Source organism: Streptomyces sp. NPDC058401, assembly GCF_042722885.1.
Classification (GTDB): Bacteria; Actinomycetota; Actinomycetes; order Streptomycetales; family Streptomycetaceae; genus Streptomyces.
In genome coordinates this window covers 24,241-42,845 of the sequence record NZ_JBHXKA010000054.1, presented here as the reverse complement: position 1 = coordinate 42,845, position 18,605 = coordinate 24,241, and the positions used below count along the sequence as shown (strand labels likewise).

General features: G+C 73.5%; 17 protein-coding genes and 1 pseudogene. 6 read left to right on the top strand and 12 right to left on the bottom strand.

The genetic code is table 11. From position 1 onward, the window contains the following. Positions 1-3: 3 nt before the first annotated feature. The 5 genes from ACFWNV_RS20945 to ACFWNV_RS20925 all read right to left on the bottom strand — a co-directional run bounded on the left by ACFWNV_RS20945 (position 4) and on the right by ACFWNV_RS20925 (position 6,144). Positions 4-435, bottom strand: coding sequence for a hypothetical protein (locus ACFWNV_RS20945; RefSeq protein WP_383949018.1), 432 nt, complete (start codon positions 433-435; stop codon positions 4-6). 69 nt (positions 436-504) lie between these two features. Next, a complete protein-coding gene (locus ACFWNV_RS20940) occupies positions 505-1,365 on the bottom strand; it encodes an Fpg/Nei family DNA glycosylase (protein WP_383949015.1) in 861 nt (286 codons plus the stop codon). Between the two features lie 20 nt (positions 1,366-1,385). Next, positions 1,386-2,606 carry a hypothetical protein gene (locus tag ACFWNV_RS20935; RefSeq protein ID WP_383949012.1) on the bottom strand — a complete coding sequence of 407 codons (1,221 nt, stop codon included), beginning with the start codon at positions 2,604-2,606 and terminating at the stop codon, positions 1,386-1,388. 168 nt (positions 2,607-2,774) lie between these two features. Next, entirely contained in the window at positions 2,775-4,751 is a 1,977-nt protein-coding gene (locus ACFWNV_RS20930) for a SpoIIE family protein phosphatase (protein WP_383949009.1), read from the bottom strand. Between the two features lie 94 nt (positions 4,752-4,845). Further along, positions 4,846-6,144, bottom strand: coding sequence for a DUF6777 domain-containing protein (locus ACFWNV_RS20925; protein WP_383949007.1), 1,299 nt, complete (start codon positions 6,142-6,144; stop codon positions 4,846-4,848). A gap of 173 nt (positions 6,145-6,317) precedes the next feature. Between ACFWNV_RS20925 and ACFWNV_RS20920 the strand changes: the two genes are divergently transcribed. The 3 genes from ACFWNV_RS20920 to ACFWNV_RS20910 are packed head-to-tail and all read left to right on the top strand — an operon-like array spanning position 6,318 to position 9,240. Next, the gene (locus tag ACFWNV_RS20920; RefSeq protein ID WP_383949004.1) at positions 6,318-7,244 is read left to right on the top strand and encodes a YndJ family protein; all 927 of its coding nucleotides are present in this window, start codon (positions 6,318-6,320) and stop codon (positions 7,242-7,244) included. Then, positions 7,241-7,843 carry a DUF1990 family protein gene (locus ACFWNV_RS20915; protein WP_383949001.1) on the top strand — a complete coding sequence of 201 codons (603 nt, stop codon included), beginning with the start codon at positions 7,241-7,243 and terminating at the stop codon, positions 7,841-7,843. The genes ACFWNV_RS20920 and ACFWNV_RS20915 overlap by 4 nt, the downstream gene beginning before the upstream one ends. Next, on the top strand, positions 7,801-9,240 hold the full coding sequence (locus ACFWNV_RS20910) for a lipase maturation factor family protein (protein ID WP_383948998.1): 1,440 nt from the start codon (positions 7,801-7,803) through the stop codon (positions 9,238-9,240). The genes ACFWNV_RS20915 and ACFWNV_RS20910 overlap by 43 nt, the downstream gene beginning before the upstream one ends. On the opposite strand, the gene ACFWNV_RS20905 is transcribed toward ACFWNV_RS20910, so the two are convergent. Together ACFWNV_RS20905 and ACFWNV_RS20900 are read right to left on the bottom strand one after the other, a co-directional pair. Further along, entirely contained in the window at positions 9,226-10,209 is a 984-nt protein-coding gene (locus tag ACFWNV_RS20905; protein ID WP_383948995.1) for an NAD-dependent epimerase/dehydratase family protein, read from the bottom strand. The two genes, ACFWNV_RS20910 and ACFWNV_RS20905, sit on opposite strands and share 15 nt — an antisense overlap. A gap of 170 nt (positions 10,210-10,379) precedes the next feature. Next, on the bottom strand, positions 10,380-10,556 hold the full coding sequence (locus tag ACFWNV_RS20900; RefSeq protein WP_383948992.1) for a hypothetical protein: 177 nt from the start codon (positions 10,554-10,556) through the stop codon (positions 10,380-10,382). Positions 10,557-10,898: 342 nt separating this feature from the next. Between ACFWNV_RS20900 and ACFWNV_RS20895 the strand changes: the two genes are divergently transcribed. Beyond that, positions 10,899-11,234 (top strand): hypothetical protein, encoded by a 336-nt coding sequence (locus ACFWNV_RS20895; RefSeq protein WP_383949043.1) that lies wholly within the window; start codon positions 10,899-10,901, stop codon positions 11,232-11,234. An 89-nt stretch (positions 11,235-11,323) separates the two neighbouring features. Here ACFWNV_RS20895 and ACFWNV_RS20890 read toward each other — a convergent pair whose 3' ends face one another. Next, positions 11,324-12,811 carry an SDR family NAD(P)-dependent oxidoreductase gene (locus ACFWNV_RS20890; RefSeq protein WP_383948988.1) on the bottom strand — a complete coding sequence of 496 codons (1,488 nt, stop codon included), beginning with the start codon at positions 12,809-12,811 and terminating at the stop codon, positions 11,324-11,326. Positions 12,812-13,012: 201 nt separating this feature from the next. Between ACFWNV_RS20890 and ACFWNV_RS20885 the strand changes: the two are divergent. Further along, positions 13,013-13,786 (top strand): annotated as a pseudogene (locus ACFWNV_RS20885) (DMT family transporter); the annotation flags it as partial. 162 nt (positions 13,787-13,948) lie between these two features. Here ACFWNV_RS20885 and ACFWNV_RS20880 read toward each other — a convergent pair. Further along, positions 13,949-15,217 carry a transglycosylase family protein gene (locus tag ACFWNV_RS20880; protein WP_383948985.1) on the bottom strand — a complete coding sequence of 423 codons (1,269 nt, stop codon included), beginning with the start codon at positions 15,215-15,217 and terminating at the stop codon, positions 13,949-13,951. Between the two features lie 207 nt (positions 15,218-15,424). On the opposite strand from ACFWNV_RS20880, the gene gndA reads away from it, so the two are divergent. Next, positions 15,425-16,870 carry an NADP-dependent phosphogluconate dehydrogenase gene (gene gndA, locus ACFWNV_RS20875; protein ID WP_383948980.1) on the top strand — a complete coding sequence of 482 codons (1,446 nt, stop codon included), beginning with the start codon at positions 15,425-15,427 and terminating at the stop codon, positions 16,868-16,870. A gap of 243 nt (positions 16,871-17,113) precedes the next feature. On the opposite strand, the gene ACFWNV_RS20870 is transcribed toward gndA, so the two are convergent. From ACFWNV_RS20870 to panD, 3 genes are read right to left on the bottom strand one after another with little or no spacing between them, the layout of a single operon-like run. Further along, positions 17,114-17,755, bottom strand: coding sequence for an aspartate/glutamate racemase family protein (locus ACFWNV_RS20870; protein WP_383948977.1), 642 nt, complete (start codon positions 17,753-17,755; stop codon positions 17,114-17,116). Further along, complete coding sequence (locus ACFWNV_RS20865; RefSeq protein WP_383948975.1) at positions 17,749-18,111, bottom strand: GNAT family N-acetyltransferase; 363 nt, start codon at positions 18,109-18,111, stop codon at positions 17,749-17,751. Before ACFWNV_RS20865 ends, ACFWNV_RS20870 begins: the two co-directional genes overlap by 7 nt. Before the next feature lie 14 nt (positions 18,112-18,125). Beyond that, on the bottom strand, positions 18,126-18,545 hold the full coding sequence (gene panD / locus ACFWNV_RS20860) for an aspartate 1-decarboxylase (RefSeq protein WP_383948972.1): 420 nt from the start codon (positions 18,543-18,545) through the stop codon (positions 18,126-18,128). Positions 18,546-18,605 lie beyond the last annotated feature (60 nt).

Sequence of the window (18,605 nt, the reverse complement as noted above, 5' to 3'; positions counted from 1 at the left end):
GCGCTACTCCGGCCGGCGCGGACCCGGCAGACCCTGCGGACCCGGCGGCCCCTGTGGCTCCGTCGGGTCGGTGACCAGCCCGGTGAAATCGGCCTCGTTGCGCTCGGCCCGGATCACGTAGGCACGGGCGACGCACCACAGCACCGGGTACACCAGCACCCCGAGCGCGACCCAGACCAGCGGGCCCGACGCGACCCGCGGGATCAGGAACAGCAGCGGCAGCAGCCCCACCAGGAGGACGAGCGCGGCCAGGGCGGCGAGTCCGGCGCGCAGCTGGCTGCGCATGAGGGCCCGTACGTAGGTGGCGCCCAGGGTGGTCTGCTCGGAGATCTCGGACCGGGCCGGCGTGTGCGCGGGGGGCCTCCTGCGGCTGCCTCGCGGGACCCCGGTGACGACCTCCCGCCGGGGCGGCTGCGGGTGCTGCTCCTCGGCCATGGGCCGGAGTCTAACCGGAGGCGGTCGCCCCGGGGCCCTCCCTGGCGGGACTCCTGGTCGGCCCCGGGCCTACTTCAGCAGCTTCGACAGCCTGCGGTCGGCGAGCGGCTTCCCGCCGGTCTGGCACGTCGCGCAGTACTGGAGCGAGGAGTCGGCGAAGGAGACCGAGCGGACGGTGTCCCCGCACACCGGGCAGGGCTCGCCCGTGCGGCCGTGGACCCGCATCCCGCTCTTCTTCTCGGCCTTGAGCCGTCCGGCGGCCACCCCGTGGGCGCGCTCGACGGCCGTGCGCAGGGTCTCCTCGACGGCCTCGTACAGCTGGTCCACCTGTGCCTCGTCGAAGGAGGCCGCCAGTTTGAAGGGCGAGACCTTGGCGTGGTGGAGGATTTCGTCGCTGTAGGCGTTGCCGATCCCCGCGATGACGCCCTGGTCGCGCAACACGCCCTTGATCTGGCGCCGTTCCCCGGCGAGCAGCGCCCCGAAGGCCTCGCGGCCGAAGTCCTCGGCGAGCGGGTCCGGGCCCAGCCGGGCGATGCCGGGGACCTCCTGCGGATCGCGGACCACGTACACGGCGAGCCGTTTCTGGGTCCCGGCCTCGGTGAGGTCGAAGCCGCCGCCGCCCTCCAGGACCAGGCGCAGTGCGAGCGGCCCCTTCCCGGGGCGCGGCGGCTGGGCGGGAACGTTGTCGATCCAGCGCAGCCAGCCGGCCCGGGCGAGGTGGGTGACGAGGTGCAGTTCGCCGATCCGCAGGGCGAGGAACTTGCCGTACCGGGCCGTGGCCCCGGCCCGCTGTCCTTCGAGGGCGGTGAGGGGCGGGTCGTACGTCTTGAGCACGCTCACGGCGAGCGGGAGGACGCGCTCGACCACCCGCCCGGCGAGGTGTTCGTCGAGGAACCCCCTCAGGGCCTCGACTTCGGGCAGCTCGGGCATGTCCCCAGCCTGCCGCGGCCTCAGGCGAAGCGCGAGCTGGGGACCGGGCCCGGGGAGCCGATCCGGTCCCGGGGGCCGGTCAGCCAGCCGGGTGCGAGGGCCGCGGCGTAGGCCCGGAAGGCCTCGTCGGTATCGGGCGGGGTCGCCCCGTCACCCTCGTCCGCGGCGGGGTCGGCGGCGACGATGTCGCGGGCGATCTCCTCCTCGGGACGGGTGTCGTCCTTCCACGGTTCCGTGACGAGCTGCGCCTGCAGTGCGCTGAAGTCGGCGCTGACCGGCGGCGGGCTGGTCCACCGGGTGGCGTGCTCGTACAGGATCTGCCCGTCGGCGCGCTCCGCGAGCCCGGGGTCGGCGTCGCCGAGGTCGTACGCGACGACGAGGGTGTCGGGCCGGCCGGGCTCGTACGGTACGGCGGGCAGCCCGAGTACGGTCGCGGCGGCGAGGCCCAGGATGCGGTCGGAGCGGCCGGGCAGCAGCGAGACCGTGTCGGGCCGGCGGCCGGCGGCGTCCAGGGCCAGTGCGAGGCGGGCGAGGCCGCGGCGGCAGGTCGCGTGGCTGTCCCCGAGGAAGGCGTACCGACCGGTCATGCCGGCGTCGTAGCCGTACGGGGAGAGGGTGCCGAGCAGGGTTCCGGTGAGCGCGAACTGCCAGCCGCGCAGGTCCGTGGAGTCCAGTGGTCCCGCGGTGGCGGCGAGTTCGGCGCGGGTGAGCATCCGGCGCTGGCGGGCGTGGGCCCACGTCCAGGCGTCCTCCTCGGGGGCGGGCAGCCGGCCGGCGGCGGAGCGGGCGCCGGGCAGGTCCCCCGCGAGGAGGGTGTGGTGGACGAGCAGGTACGTCTCCGGCCAGGCGGGGAGCCGGTCTCCCCGGGCGGCGAGCAGCGCCGCGGCCTCGGCGTGCCGTTCCTCGTCCTCCAGGGCGGAGACGAGCTCGGTGAGCAGGGGGCGCGCGTCCGGGACCAGCGCGAGGGCGGCGCGCAGGGGGGCTGTGCCGAGGAAGGCGATGCCGTGTTCGACGCAGCCGTAGCCGAGGTCGTAGAGGGCCTGGGGATCCTCCGGCCGCTTGGCGGCGGCCTTGGCCGCCTTGGCCAGATCCTTGAAACCGGCCGCTTCGGCCAGTGCCCGGACGGCCCGGGCGAGTTCGGCGAGGGGGAGGGTCTCGGCGCGCGGGCGCAGCGATCGTACGGCGCCGGGCAGATCGCCGGACTTCAGCAGGGTGCGGACTTCGTCCAGGGTGTCGGTCATCGCCACCGATCATCGGCGCGTACCCGGCGGCCCCGCAACGGACTTTCGGCCCGACCGGTGCGCCGTGGGACCCTCTGCCGGTGTGCAGGAAAGCCGTTTCCGGGCCCGGTGCTGGCTCCCGCCCGGGTGAAGCCACAGGGGGTCCCGCCCGGGTGAACCCGCAGGGGCTCACGGCATGGTGAACTCGCACCACACGCACTTGCCGCTGCCCCGCGATTCCACACCCCAGACGTCCGCCAGCCGGTCCACCAGCATCAGGCCGCGCCCCGAGACTCCGGAGTCGCCCGCCTCCCTGCGCCGGGGCAGGGCGCTGGAGCGGTCCTCGACCTCCACGCGGAGCCGTCGTTGGGGGCCGGTCAGGATGCGCAGCGTCACGATGGCGGGGCCGTCGGTGTGCATGAGGGCGTTGACGATGAGCTCGTCGGCGATCAGCTCGATCTCGTCGGCGCGGTCCCGGGCGCCCCACGTCCGTACGGCCGCGCCGATCATGTGGCGGGCCGATACGAGGGCCTCCGGATCGCCGGGGGCCACGTGCTGCTGGAGCCGGCCGCCGGCCTGCTGGACCTCTTCGGCATCGCGGCGGAGCAGGAGGAGCGCCATGTCGTCGTCGCCGCCGCGGTCGTCGACGACCTCGCACAGCCGGTCCGCGAGCAGGGCCAGGTCGGCCGGTCCGGTGCGGACGAGGGAGGCGAGGAGCCGGACGCCGTCGTCGAGGTCGGCTCCGGGCTGTTCCACCAGGCCGTCCGTGCACAGGAGAAGCGTTTCCCCCGGTCCCAGCTCGACCGTGGTCACCGGATACTCCAGCAGCCCGAACTCGGCGGACAGCCCCAGCGGCATCCCGCCCTCCAGGGCGAGCCGTTCGCAGCCCCCGTCCCGGGTGCGCAGCAGGGGGTCGATGTGGCCGGCCCGGACCAGTTGCAGCACCCCGGTCGAGAGGTCGGCCTCGGCGTACGTGCAGGTGGCGAAGCGGTCGGTGTCCAGCTCGTGCAGGAAGACCGAGGCCCGGGCCATGACGGTGGCGGGCGAGTGCCCTTCGGCGGCGTAGGCGCGCAGCACGATGCGCAGCTGGCCCATGACCGCCGCGGCGTGGGTGTCGTGGCCCTGGACGTCGCCGATGACCGCGCCGACCCGGCCGCCGGGCAGCGGGATGACGTCGTACCAGTCGCCGCCGATGTCCTGGCCCATCTTGGCGGAGCGGTACCGTACGGCGATCTCGGCGCCCGGCACCGAGGGGATCCGGCGCGGCAGCATCGCCTGCTGGAGCCCTTCCGCCAGATCGTGCTCCTGCTCCAGCAGCATGGCCCGCTGGAGGCTCTGGGCGATGCTGCTGCCGAGCGCGACGAGCAGGTTCCGCTCCTCCTGGGTGAAGCCGTCCTTGTCCCGGTAGAGCAGGCCGATGGCGCCGATCGGGCGGGCCTGGGCGATCAGCGGCAGGTAGGCGGCCGCCGAGATGTGCATGGACGAGATCTTCGCCCAGAGCCCCGGGTACCCGGCGGCGAACTCGGCCGCGGAGTCCAGGAAGCGGGGCTGGAGGGAGCGCACCACCTCGCTCATCGGGTACTGCTCGTCGATGCGGGTGTAGCGGGTGCCGGGGACGAAGCTGCCCGCGGGTCCCTCGGCGACGAGGTGGATCCGGCCGGCTTCGACCAGTCCCATCACCATGCCCATGGATCCGAGCCGTTCCAGGCCGTGGGCGTCGCCGAGCGCGTCGATGACGTCCTGGACCGTCCGGGCGTGCGCGAGTGCGGCGGTGGTGCTCTCGACCACGGACGTCTGGCGGCGCCGCTCCTCGTCCAGGCCGAGGCGTTCCGCCGAGTGGCTGAGCTCCTCGGTGGCGTCGCGGACGATGCCGATGATCCGGTACGGGCGGCCGTCGGGGCCGCGCATGACCCGGCCCTGGGTGTGCGTCCAGCGCAGGGCGCCGTCGTGGCAGCGGATGCGGAAGTAGGCGCCGTAGCTGTCGACCCCGCTCTTGAGGGCCGAGGAGACCAGCGCGTCGAGCCGGGCGCCCTCGGCGGGCGGGACGCGCGGCGCGAGGGAGGCGGGCCGGCCGTCGTACTCCTCGGGGGTGGTGTCGAAGACTTCGAGGGCCGCCGAGTCCATGTGCATGAGACCGGTGACCAGGTCCCAGTCGAAACTGCCCATGCGGTTCAGCGAGAGCGACCGGTCCGGATGTGCGGGCCAGTCCTCAGGCAGAGATACGGCGGTCGGCACCGGTCCACCATGACACACGGGCCGGTCAGGCGCTCTCCAGGTACTGGCCGTCGTACGGGGCCGAGGGCTGCTGCTCGGGGACGGAGTAGGGGTCCGCGTACGGGTCCGCGTACGGGTCCGCGTAGGGGTCGCTCGGCTGCGGCGACGCCCCGTCGGGGCCCACCAGGGTCCCCGGGTCGCCCGGGGTCTGCCCGGGCAGGTCGGAGGGGATGTCGGTGGGGACGTCGGAAGGCTGGTCGGTGGCCGGCGGCGGGGCCGTGGGCGGGCCCGAGGGGATGCCGGACGAGGGCTGGTCGGGGGTCACCGGCGCGTTCGGGGTGTTCGGGGTGTCCGGTGTGTTCGGGGCCGTCTGCGGGGAGCCCGGCGGGCAGTCGGCCGCCTTCGGTGCGGGGCTGGGGCCGGAGCCGGGCGGGGTGGTGGAGGGCGGTTCGGTGCGGGCGAGGCTGTTGCTCTCCGGGGTGCGGCAGGGTTCTCCCGGCGTGGTGCCGGGCGGGGTGGCGGGCCCGTCGGGGATCCCGTCGGCCGGGTCGTAGGGGGGTGGCGTCTGCGGGACGCGGTCCTGGGCTCCGTCGTCCCCGGCCGTGCGCTCGATCCAGGTGTTGTCGGCGATGTTGACGATGACCAGGTTGTTGATCACCTGCATGGTCGGCTCGATGACCACGACCTGGGCGGGCTGGTAGCCGCTCCAGGGCTCCCCCTTGAGCACCGGTGCGCCCTTGGCGGCGCGCGGAGCGAGCAGCGGGTTCCCGCAGGCGCAGCGGACGCGGGGCATTCCGTGGTCGTCCACGAGGACGGCGGTGCCGGCCTGGAGGACGGACTGGAAGGCGTTGGGATTGCCGCCGACGAAGCCGTGGTTGGTCACCCGGGTGTCGGCGCGCAGCACGACCGGGGTGAGGCCGCGCAGGAAGTCGGGGATCTGTCCCTGCTCCACCTGGGAGGCCTCGGCGAAGGCGCGGGCCTTGGCCTCGTCGGCGGTCAGGGACTGGACCTGCGCCTCGACGTCGCAGCTGCCGAGCCGCTGGGTTCCGCCGTACAGGCCGGGGGTGGCCGCATTGACGGTGCGGATGCCCTGGCCGGTGGCGTTGGGCAGCGGGGGCTGGACGGGGGCCGATTCGGCGGTGGCGGAGGAGGTGGTGAAGGGGTCCGGACCGGCGGAGGCCACGGGCTGGAGGTGGACGTCCTGGTTCTCGGCGGCGGGGCCCTGGGCCCGTCCCTCTTCGCCGGTGGCCCCGCAGGCCGCGGCGAGGAGTCCGAGGACCGTGAAGAGGGCCGCCCGGGCCGGTGCGTGACGACGCGGCGCCTGACGGGGTGTCGCTGCGTGCACGTTGCATCTCCCTTTTCGCCCCGGTTGCTCCCTCTTGTCTGCCGTATGTACGGGCTGGCCGCAACCGGAGATCACGCACCGAACGCTCTCTTGAACATGTTCAAGAGAGCATCTACGCTCACGAGCATGAATTGAACGCGTTCAATGCGTTCGTTCCGGAGGGGGAATCCGCTGTGACCGTGCTCGTGAACCTGATCGTCACCCTGGGCATGCTTTACGTCGTCCCGGCCGGCCTGCGTCTGATCGATCCGGTCCGGTTCGGGCGGACGGCCCGGCTCTGGCCGCTGTTCGCGGCCCCCGGAGCGCTCTGCCTGTGGCTGCCCCGGGGAGCCCCGGCCACGGCCCTCGCGGCGGTCTACGCAGCAGCCACCCTGGCCCTGGCGGTACGGGCGGCCGTCCCGGCGGTACGGGCGGCGGCCCCGGCGCCACGAGCCCCCGGCCCGGCCCTACGGGGCACGCCCGGGCGGGGTCCCGGCCCCGCCGAGGTCGCCGTCCTCACCGCGCTCGTGGCGCCTTCGGTCGCCGGGACGGCCCTGGTCGCCGAGCGCGCCGGATACCGGCTCTTCGGCTTCGACCTCGACATCCTGGCCCTGACCGTGCCGCACTTCCACTTCGCCGGTTTCACCGCGGCCCTGGTCGCAGGCCTGGTGTGCCGGGCCTCCGCCGACGGAGCCCTCGCGCGCTGGGCGGCGTACAGCGTCCCGGCCGGCACGGCGCTCGTGCTCCTCGGCTATTTCATCGACGACTGGGCCGAGCTGGTGGGCGCGGTGACGCTGACCGGTGGCATGTGGGCGGTGGCCCTGCTGACCTGGCGGGACCTCCGCCCGGGCGCCGGGGCCCGGGACCGGGTCACCGGGGCGCTGCTCGGGTGCTCGGCGGTCGTTCTGGTGGCCACCATGCTGCTCGCCCTGTGGTGGGCGCTCGGCGAGGCCACCGGGATCGTGCACCCGACCCTGACCTGGATGGCCGCGACCCACGGCCTCGGCAACGCCCTCGGCTTCGGCCTGTGCTCGCTGCTGGCCTGGCGCCGCCTGACCGCGGCGGCCGCTGCGCCCGCACCCGTCACCGCCCTGCCCGACCGAACGGAGATCCCGGCATGACCCGCCTCATCAGCGAAGGCCGCAACACCTTCAACTACCCCGATCAGGGCGCCACCGCCCGACGGCCGTTGCCCGCCGGGTACAACTTCACCCACCACCGCACCCGGGTCGGACAGGGGCAGGCCGCCTTCGACGCCGCCGGGGCCGCCCTCACCACCTTCCGCGCGCACCGCGCCTCGGGCATGCTCGTCACGGCCGGAGCGTTCCCCGTCCGGCCCGGCGACCGGGTCGTGGTCGGGATCGGGATCGGCCCGGTGCGGATCGACGCCCCGTGCGAGGTGATCTGGACCGCGTACGAGCCCCGGCGGACCGGTTTCGCCTACGGAACCCTCACCGGGCATCCCGAGTGCGGCGAGGAGTCCTTCGTGGTGGACATGGAGCCGGACGGCTCGGTGTGGTTCGAGGTGAACGCCTTCAGCCGCCCGGGGAGCTGGTACACCCGCCTCGCGGGCCCGGTCGTCCCCTTCCTCCAGCAGGCCTACGTCCGGCGCCTCGGGCGGTTCGTGCGGCGCCTCGCCACGGGCGCCCGGCGCGCGCCGGCCGGATACTGGGGGCGATGGACTGGTTCACGGCGCCCGGATACTGGCTGGGGCGGCTGATCTTCCAGCGGGCCCTGGCCGGTGTCTACCTCCTCGCCTTCGCCGGGGCCGCCCTGCAGTTCCGGGCACTGATCGGGGCGCACGGCATGCTGCCCGTACCGCGCCACCTGCGGTACGTGCCCTTCCGCCGCGCCCCGAGCCTGTTCCACCTGCACTACTCCGACCGGTTCTTCGCCTCCTGCGCCTGGACCGGGGCCGCCCTGGCGGCGGCGCTCGCCGCGGGGGCCGGGGACGCGGTGCCGCTGGGTGCGGCGATGGCGATGTGGGCGCTGCTGTGGCTGCTGTACCTGTCGATCGTGAACGTGGGACAGACCTGGTACTCCTTCGGCTGGGAGTCCCTGCTGCTGGAGGTCGGTTTCCTGGCCGTCTTCCTCGGCAACGCCCGGGCCGGGCCGCCGGTGCTGGTGCTGTGGCTGCTGCGCTGGGTGGTCTTCCGGGTGGAGTTCGGCGCGGGGCTCATCAAGATGCGGGGCGACCCCTGCTGGCGCCGGCTCACCTGTCTGTACTTCCATCACGAGACGCAGCCGATGCCCGGCCCGCTGAGCTGGTTCTTCCACCATCTGCCGAAGCCGCTGCACCGGGTGGAGTGCGGCGCCAACCACGTGACCCAACTGGTCGTGCCCGTCCTGCTGTTCACCCCGCAGCCGGTGGCCTCGTACGCCGCCGGGATCATCGTGGCGACCCAGCTGTGGCTGGTGGTCTCGGGGAACTTCGCCTGGCTGAACTGGATCACGATCACGGCGGCCCTGCCGGCCTTCGACTTCGGCGCGTTCGCCGGCGGCCCGCCCGCAGCCGCCTCCCGGCAGGGGCCACTGTGGTACGTGGTGCTGGTGTGCGCGGTGACCGTGCTGGTGCTCGTGCTGAGCCGGCATCCGGTGGCCAACATGATCTCGCGCGGCCAGGTCATGAACCGGTCCTTCGATCCCCTCCACCTGGTCAACACCTACGGGGCGTTCGGCACGGTGGGCCGGATCCGCGAGGAGGTGGTGGTCGAGGGCACCGCGGACCTCCGGCCCCGGGAGGACGGCGCGTGGCGGGAGTACGGGTTCCGGGGCAAGCCGGGTGACGTGCGTCGGATGCCGCGCCAGTTCGCCCCGTACCACCTGCGCCTCGACTGGCTCATGTGGTTCGCGGCGCTCTCCCCCGGCTACGCCCGCGACTGGTTCGGCCCGTTCGTGGAACGGCTGCTGGCGGGCGACCGGGACACCCTGAAGCTCCTGCGCCACAACCCCTTCCCGGACGCGCCGCCCCGCTACGTCCGGGCGCGCCTGTACCGCTACCGGTTCACCACGTGGCGGGAACTCCGTGAGACGGGTGCGTGGTGGCACCGCACCTTCGTACGGGAGTACCTGCCGCCGACCCGGCTCGCGGAGGCCGCCTGGTCAGAGCCCGAGTAGCGCCGCCTCCTGCTCGGCACTCATGCCCGGGGCGGGCCGGTCGGGGCGCTGCGGAGCGACTCCGTCCAGTTCCCGGAGCCAGGCCCAGGTGTCGGCGACGGTCTCCTCGACCGGGCGGCACTTCAGGCCCGCCGCGAGCGCCTTGGTGACGTCCGCTCCGTACATGTGATCGTGCATCTCGCCCTCGGGCATCCAGGCGGGCAGATCCGTCCAGGGCTGTACGCCCGCCTCCTCGATCCGGGCCGGATCGGTCCAGCGGAGCTCGGCGCCGCCGCCGGTCACCTTCGCGCAGGCCTCCAGGAAGCTGCCGATCGTGGCGTGGCCGGTCGGGGAGACCAGGTTGTACGGGCCGCCGCGCCCGGCCCGGGCGGCGTCCAGGGTCCAGTGCGCGAGATCGCGCACGTCCACGTACTGGAGCGGGAGGCCGTACTGTCCGGGGGCGGGCACCGGACCGCCCCGGGCCGTGCGGTTCAGCCACCAGGGCAGGCGGCCGACGTTCTCGTACGGGCCGAGGATGAGCCCGGCACGGACCAGCAGGGCCCGGTCGCCGAAGGCGTCCACGGCGGCGATCTCGGCGCCGCGCTTGTCCTCGGCGTAGCCCACGGAAGCGGCGTCGGGCGAGCCGTCGACCAGTGGACCGTCCTCGTCCAGCCCCGCCGCGGCGGGGTACGTGTGCACGGAGCGGCTGGATATGTACACGTACCGGCCGACCCGGCCGGCCAGCAGCCGGGCGCTGTCGCGCACGGCGGTGGGGGCGCCGCCCCAGGTGTCGACGACGAGGTCCCACTGCCCCTCGGTGAGGGCGTCCAGGCCTCCCGGTGCGGTGCGATCCCCGTGCAGGGCCGTGGTCCCCGGCGGGGGCGCGTGGTGTCCGCGGTGGAAGACGGTGACGTCCCATCCGCGGCTCAGGGCGTCTTCGGTGATCGCGCGCCCGACGAATTCGGTTCCACCCAGCATCAGCAGCTTCATGCAGGTCAGCCTGCCCGCGACCGGGGGTGCGGGGAACCCTTGATCGCCCACAGCGATGACGCCGACGGCGTACGGGTACCGGGAACTTCGGGGCTCCGGCCGGAGCATGCCGCCGCCCGCCGTCCCGGGTATGCGCACCGGGACGGCGGGCGGCGGCCCATCGGATGTGCCTAGTCGATGCCGGGCAGGATGTGCGGCTCCGCGAGGTCGTCCTCGTAGCCTGCGAGACGGATGGGAGCGGACCGGGCCCAGACCTCCAGGTTGCCGAGCGTCTCGGGGCGCTTGCTGCTCCGCGAGCCCGTCCGTTCCTTCGGGGCCTGTTCGGTCTTCGTCATTTCAGGTGTCACCGCGCACTCCTTTGTGTCGCGTAACCCGGCGGGCGAACCGCGCGCCGGTGCGGGGAAGAGAAGAGGTTTCCGGACGCGGTGGCGCCTTGGTGGAGCGAGGGCCCGTGTGGGGCTCTCATGGCGATCAGAGTACACATATGAGCGCACCCCCGCTCGATGGAATAGTAAAATCCACGCCGGACAGCTTGTTTTCGCCACGAGTTCATCACCTCGCACGTCGGCGCGTCGCGTACGGCTGATCTGCTCGACGGCGCCATACGGGTGATACGCGGTCGGGCGACGGAAGGAACGACAGTGGCGGAGTCCGAGGTGCCGGTGGTCGTCGGGAGCGTCGGGGAACTGATGGACCTGCTGCGGAACGGGCCCGGGGAGGGGCACGGCCTGCGGGTCGCCGCGCTGCTGCGCCGTTCGCACCCCTTCGACAAGGAACTGCAGGTCGCAGGCCTGCTGATCGACCACCCGGCGGAGACGGTCCGCCCCCTGCTGGGCGAGCGGGTGGCCCGGCTCCTACGGCTCCACGGGCCCGGCGCCCCGGCCCCCGGGCACGGCCCCGACACGGAGTCCCTCGGCCACGCCGCCGAGGCGGGCCGGGTCGCCGTCCTGGACGCGGGCGTGCTGGAGGACTGGCGCCCGGTGCTGGAACTGCTCGCGGCGGGGGCCTACGGCCGCACCGCCTGAACGCGAAGCGCCCCCGGCCCCTCTCGGGAGGGGGACCGGGGGCGCTCGGTTGACGCGGGGCGCCTGTACGGTGCGCAGGCGCGTGCGGCCTACCAGTTGGCGGGCGCGTAGTCCTTGAGGAAGACCCCGTACAGGTCCTCGCCCAGCTCGCCGCGGACGATCGGGTCGTAGACCCGGGCCGCGCCGTCGACCAGGTCGAGCGGGGCGTGGAAGCCCTCCTCGGCGAGGCGGAGCTTGTCGAAGTGCGGGCGCTCGTCCGTGATCCAGCCGGTGTCGACCGAGGTCATCAGGATCCGGTCGGTCTGGAACATCTCCTGGCCGCTGGTCCGGGTCACCATGTTCATCGCGGCCTTGGCGGCGTTGGTGTTCGGGTGCCCCGCGCCCTTGTAACCGCGGCTGAAGACGCCCTCCATCGCCGAGACGTTCACGACGTACGCCCGCCCGCCCGCCGCCTTTCGGGCGGCCTCGGCCATGGCCGGCCTGAGCGCACTGATCAGGATGAACGGCGACGTGTAGTTGCACAGCTGGGTTTCGAGCAGCTCCACCGGGGAGATCTGGTCGATGGTCTGCACCCACGTGTTGCTGTCGACGACGTCGGGCAGCAGGCCGCCCGCGTCGATGGCGGTGCCTGCCAGGTGTCGCTCCAGGCTGGCATTGCCCGCGACCAGTGCGAGGTCGGCGACCTTCTGCGCCTCGAGCCCGCTCACGCCGATGGGCAGCGCCGCCAGGCCGTCGACCGCGCCGGAGTTGAAGGCCCCGATGACGTGGTGGGCCGGGAGCTCGCCGGCCGGAAGCGGAGCGCTCTCACCCTCGACCAGCGCCGCGTAGGCACTGGGCAGGCGGCGCACGGTCTGCGTCGCGTTGTTGATCAGGATGTCGAGCGGGCCGGCCGCGGCCACCTGCTCGGCGAGGGCCACCGACTGGGCCGGGTCGCGCAGGTCGATGCCGACGACCTCCAGCCGGTGCATCCAGTCCGCCGAGTCGTCCATCGCCTTGAAACGGCGGATGGCGTCCTTGGGGAAGCGGGTGGTGATCGTGGTGTGCGCGCCGTCGCGCAGCAGCCTCAGCGCGATGTACATGCCGATCTTGGCCCGGCCGCCGGTGAGCAGCGCGCGCTTGCCGGCGAGGTCGGCACGGGCTTCCCGCTTGGTCCGGTTCTCGACGGCGCAGTCCGGGCAGAGCTGGTGGTAGAAGTAGTCGACCTCGACGTAGCGCGCCTTGCAGACGTAGCAGGAGCGCGGGCGCTGGAGTATTCCGGCGATCCGGCCGGTCTCCGTGACCGAGGAGGGCAGCAGGCCCTCGGTCTCGTCGTCGATGCGCTCGGCGGAGCCGGTCGCGGTCGCCTCGGTGACGGCCTTGTCGTTGGCGGTCTTGGCGGCGCGGCGGTCCTGGCGGCGGCGCTGCTTGACCGTCCGGTACACACCGGCGGTGGCGCGGCGCACGGTGATCGCGTCCGGGTGGTCGACGTCGATCTTGTCGAGCTCGTCGAGCACGCTCAGGCAGAGGGCCAGGCGGTCGGGGTCGATGCCGGGCCCGAAGGCGTGGCCCTGCTCCTGGCTGTCTTCGGTCACCGTCATACCCGCTGTCGTTCCTTGATCAGTCGTCCGCGTCCGCCGGCTGCGGAAGTCCCCAAAAGGGCTAGTGTACGGATCCTCCGGGCGGGAAGACAAACGCACTCCGCCCCTCCCGGCTACTGCGTTGGGAGTACGCCCCAGGACGTACGCGTCCCCACCTCCAGGGGGAGGAATAGCTCTCCCGACTCGGGCATTGTGACTTTTATGAGCGCCCTAGCCTTTTCGGTCCTGCTGTGCCTGGTGTCCGCCGTGGCGTACGCGGCCGGAGCGATCGTCCAGGAGCGGGTCGCGGCAGCCGCCACCGGCCGGTCGTACGCCCCGGTGCGCCGGCCCGCCTGGTACGGCGCGATCGCGCTGAACGGCCTCGGCGCCCTGCTGCACGTGGTGGCGCTCGCGTACGGGCCGCTGAGCCTGGTCCAGCCGCTCGGGGCCCTGACCATCGTGTTCGCGCTCCCGATGGCGGCCGTGTTCGTACGGCGGCGGGCGGGGGCCGCCGCCTGGCGCGGGGCCGTCCTGGCCACGGCCGGGCTGGCCGGGCTGCTGGCCCTGACCGGCGGGGGCGGGCGGGCCGAGCAGTCCCTGTCGGGCGGGGAGCAGAGCCTGCTCCTGACGGCGACCGGGGCCCTGGTGTCCGTGCTGTTCCTGGCCGCGCGCCGGGTGCGGCGGGTCACCGCGCACAGCGTGCTGCTGGCCACCGCGGCCGGGGCCGCCTTCGGGATGGCCTCGGTGTTCACGAAGTCGGTGGCGGAGAGCTTCGCCCCGGACGCCCTGGTCACGCTGTGGCCGGAGCTGACCGCGATCGCCGCCCTGGCCGCCACGGGGCTGCTGCTGTCGCAGGCGGCCTACCGGGGCGCCGGGCTGACCGCCCCGCTGGCCACCGTGACGGTGGCCAACCCGGTGGTCGCGGCGGCGGTCGGCATCGCGCTGTTCGACGAGGGCTTCCGCTACGGGGCGGCCGGCGTGGCCGCGGCGCTGCTGAGCGCGGTCGCCGCGGCGACCGGGCTCGTCCTGCTCACCCTCGCGCCCCGGGAAGCGCGGGTGCTCGTACCGTCGGGGCCAACTCCGGCTCCGGCCGCGGCCCCGGCCTCGGTCGGGACCCGGACCTCGGTCGGGACCCCGGCTTCCGCCGCGGCCCCGGTTTCAGATGGAGACCCCGTGGGCCCGCAGGTACCTGAGCGGGTCGATGTCGGTGCCGTAGCCGGGTCCCGTGCGCATCTCGAAGTGCAGGTGCGGCCCGGTCACGTTGCCCGTCGAGCCGGAACGGCCGATCCGCTGTCCGCCGGAGACCGCCGCGCCGGCTTTGACCGAGAGCGCCGAGAGGTGCGCGTACTGGGAGTAGCGGCCGTCGGGGTGCCGGATGACGACCTGGTACCCGTACGCACCGGCCCAGCCCGCTGAGACGACCTCGCCGTTGCCGACGGCCTTGACCGTGGTGCCGGTGGCCACCGGGAAGTCGATGCCCGTGTGGTAGCCGCTGGACCAGGACGAGCCCGCGACGTGATAGGCGGTGCCCAGGCCGGCGTCGACCGGGGCACTGAAGCTTCCGGAGGGGGTCTGCGGCTTTTCCGCAGGCTTCTCCGCGGGCTTCTCGGCAGGCTTTTCGGCCGGTTTCGCACCGGCCTGCTCGGCGGGTTTCGCCGGTGCCACGGGCTTCACGGGTTCGGCCGTGCGCGGCGGCTTCTCCGGGTTCGGCGCGGGCGGCGCCGGTGGCGCGGCCGTCACGCGCAGGGTGAGCCGCTGCCCGGGGAAGATCAGGTCCGGATCGCCGCCCACGACGGCCCGGTTGGTCTCGTACAGGGACTGCCAGCCGCCCTCGACGTGCTGCTCGGTGGCGATCTCCGACAGCGAGTCGCCGGGAGCGACGACGTACGGGTTGGGCAGGACGGAAGTCCCCCCCGGGCGGGGCGTCGTGCTCTGGGGCGCGGCCTGCGGGGCCGCCTTGGGAGCGGCCGCCGCCACGGCCTTCGGGGCCGCCGCCTTCGCGGGACCCGTCGCCCTGCCCTGCGCGCCGCCGAGCGCGGGCGCCGGCCCGCTGCGGCTGAGCCCGGCCTGCTTCCCGCAGACCGGCCAGGCCTGCGGACCCTGGCCCTTCAGCACCTTCTCGGCCACGGCGATCTGCTGCGCCTTGGTGGCCAGGTCGGCGCGGGCGGCGTACGCGGTTCCGCCGAAGGCGCGCCAGGTGCTCTGGCTGAACTGGAGTCCGCCGTAGTAGCCGTTGCCGGTGTTGATGCTCCAGTTGCTGGTGGATTCGCAGGTGGCGACCTTGTTCCAGGTGTCCACCGAGGCGGCGTGCGCCGCTCCCGCTCCGATCAGCGGCAGCGCGATCCCCGCTCCGCCCGCGGTGACGACGAGCGAAGCACGGTTGATGCTGCTCGGCTGATACCGGCGGTGCCGGCCCCGTACACCCATGGGAGCCCCCATCGAAGACATCAGGAACCTCGCAACCTAACGCCACGACCGGAGCATGACAAGGCGCACAACACAACGCGTTCGAGCGGAAGTTGGTTTCCCGCCGAATGTAGGACGCCGTTAAGGATCTCCGTCGGGGTAGCGTCGGTGTTCCTGCATTCCTCCGCACATCGAATGCACTGCCGACGCACTCAGGAGCGCACGCACATGACCAGCAGCACGGCCCAGATCGGAGTCACCGGACTCGCGGTGATGGGCAGCAACCTCGCCCGCAACTTCGCCCGCAACGGATTCACCGTCGCCGTCCACAACCGCACCGCCGCCAAGACCACGGCGCTCGTGGAGGAGTTCGGCCACGAGGGCACCTTCGTCGCCGCCGGGAGCGCGAAGGAGTTCGTGGACGCGCTGGAGCGCCCGCGCCGTCTGATCATCATGGTGAAGGCCGGCGAGCCGACCGACGCGGTGATCCGCGAGTTCGCGCCGCTGCTGGAGCCCGGCGACGTGATCATCGACGGCGGGAACGCCCACTTCGAGGACACCCGGCGCCGGGAGAAGGAGCTGCGCGAGCAGGGCCTGCACTTCGTGGGCGTCGGCATCTCGGGCGGCGAGGAGGGCGCGCTGCTCGGCCCCAGCATCATGCCCGGCGGATCCGAGGAGTCGTACGCCTCGCTCGGCCCGCTGCTGGAGAAGATCTCCGCCAAGGCCGCCGACGGCACGCCCTGCACCTCGCACGTGGGCCCCGACGGCGCCGGGCACTTCGTGAAGATGGTGCACAACGGCATCGAGTACGCCGACATGCAGCTGATCGCGGAGGCCTACCACCTGCTGCGCGAGGTGGCCGGCTACTCCCCCGCGAAGATCGCCGAGACCTTCCGCGCCTGGAACAAGGGCCGGCTGGACTCGTACCTGATCGAGATCACCGCCGAGGTGCTCGCGCACACGGACGCCGCGACCGGTCTGCCGTTCGTGGACGTGGTCGCCGACGCCGCCGAGCAGAAGGGCACCGGCCGCTGGACCGTGCAGATCGCCCTCGACCTCGGGGTGCCGGTGTCCGGGATCGCCGAGGCGGTCTTCGCCCGCGCGGTTTCGGGCCACGGCGAGCTGCGTACGGCCGCGCGGGGTCTCGCGGGACCGCAGGCCGCGCCGCTGCCCGCCGCCGAGGCGGACGCCTTCGCGGCCCGGGTGGAGCAGGCCCTGTACGCCTCGAAGATCGTCTCCTACACGCAGGGCTTCCACCAGATCCAGGCCGGCAGCGAGGAGTACGGCTGGGGCGTGGACCCGGGCGCCGTGGCCTCGCTGTGGCGCGGCGGCTGCATCATCCGCGCCGCGTTCCTGGACCGGATCCGGGCCGCGTACGACGCCCGGCCGGAGCTCCCGAGCCTGCTGGCGGACGCCGGCTTCGCCGACGAGATCGGCGCCGCGCAGGAGGACTGGCGCGAGGTGCTGGTGGCGGCGGTCCGCCAGGGCATTCCGGTACCGGCCTTCGCGGCCTCGCTGGCGTACTACGACGCCCTGCGTTCGGAGCGGCTCCCGGCGGCCCTGACCCAGGGCCAGCGCGACTTCTTCGGGGCGCACACCTACCGGCGCACCGACCGCGAGGGCTCGTACCACACCCTGTGGAGCGGCGACCGCTCCGAAGTCCGTACGGACTGACGCGGCGGGCCGCCCCTGCCCCCCGCCCCGCCCAGCTTCAGCTCAGCGGTTCCGGTGCGGGCTGCGGCGCGGGGCCGGGCGGCGGCGGGATCGGGTCGGGTTCGGGCACGGGCCCCGGTGTCGGGGGCTCGGGCCGGGGCAGCGGCCCCGGAGCGGGGAACGGATTCGGCACCGGGGCAGGTTCGGGAACGGGAGGCTGTGTCATGCCTCCAGCCTGCCCCGGTACCGGCGCCTATGCACGATCTAGGGGGAAAGTGCGGCCGCGAGGCCGGTGGCGGGGCTGGACAGGACCGGCACGGCGGTGGTGACCAGGTCCTGCGCGCCCGCCATGGACACCTGGGCGAGCACGATGACGTCCACGTCGGCTGCGGCGGCCGCGTCCGCCGTGTCGGCCACGAGGCGGTGGCAGCCGGCCTCGTCGCCCGCCGCGAAGCGGTCCCAGGCGCCGTCGACCAGCCGGGTGAGGACCCACACCGGCTGGCCGGCCCGCCCGGCCTCCTCCGCCAGCAGTTCCGCCGTCGGGGCCAGCGTCGATTCCACGGTGGCCAGTACGAGGATCCGCTCCCCGGTACGGACCGCGGCGGCCGCCAGCGGGCGGTCGACACGCAGCACCGGGACCCCGAGCTCCGGCGCCAGGGACTCGGCGACGGCCCCGATCGAGGAACAGGTCACCAGGACGGGCCCGTCACAGCCCGCCAGCAGCTCCCGCACGGCCGGAGCCTGCGAGTCGGGTCCCAGCGCCCGGGCCCGCTCCAGCAGCTCCGGCACCACCAGGTGGCGCAGGACGGCTCCCTGGTGGTGCCGGTCGCGCAGGGCGTCGAAGACCGGCGCGTGCACGGGCGAGGTGTGCAGCAGGGTCAGGTCCGGCGCGGACGGCGTCACCACAGGTCGGAGTCCGAGGCGAGCTGCGCCTTGGCCGCGGCCACCACCCCGGCCGGCGCCTCGGGCGCCTGCTCGGGGTGTTTGGCGGCCCAGCTCGCGGCATACGGGCAGAGCGGGACGACGGGCACGCCCTCGTCGGCCGCGATCCCGTAGAAGGTCTTCACCAGGTTCCCGGCGATCCCGCGGCCCTCGTGGCCCGGCTCGACGATGGTGTGGACCGCCACGAGGGCGTGGGGGGCCTCGGCGAGCACGAAGTAGGCGATGTACCCCACCACCGCCCCGTCCTCGACGGCCAGCAGCCGCCCGGCCGCGCGGTCGTCCACGAGCTTGATCGCTTCACTCGACCCGGTCTGCGACATCGTCCCGACTCCCCTCAGACAGCCACCGCGTGGGGGCTGCGCTCCTGGTCCGTTCCCGGAACCGGGGCGGACGGATCCACACCCAGTTCGATGATCCGATTGTCGCCGTCGACATGGACGACCCGCGGCTCGAACACGCGCGCCTCGGCGTCTTCCATCTGCCCGTAGCTGATCAGGATGACCAGATCGCCGGGGTGCACGAGGTGGGCGGCGGCCCCGTTGATCCCGATGACCCCCGAACCGCGCTCGCCCTTGATGACGTAGGTCTCCAGCCGGGCCCCGTTGGTGATGTCCACGATGTGCACGAGCTCACCGGGCAGCAGGTCCGCCGCGTCGAGGAGGTCGGCATCAATGGTCACGGATCCGACGTAGTGCAGGTCGGCCTGGGTGACGGTGGCCCGGTGGATCTTGGACTTGAACATGGTGCGAAGCATGCGAATACTCCCGATGTGTCTGCTCCCTGCCTGCTTCACACAGGTCAAGGGCGGTCTGCG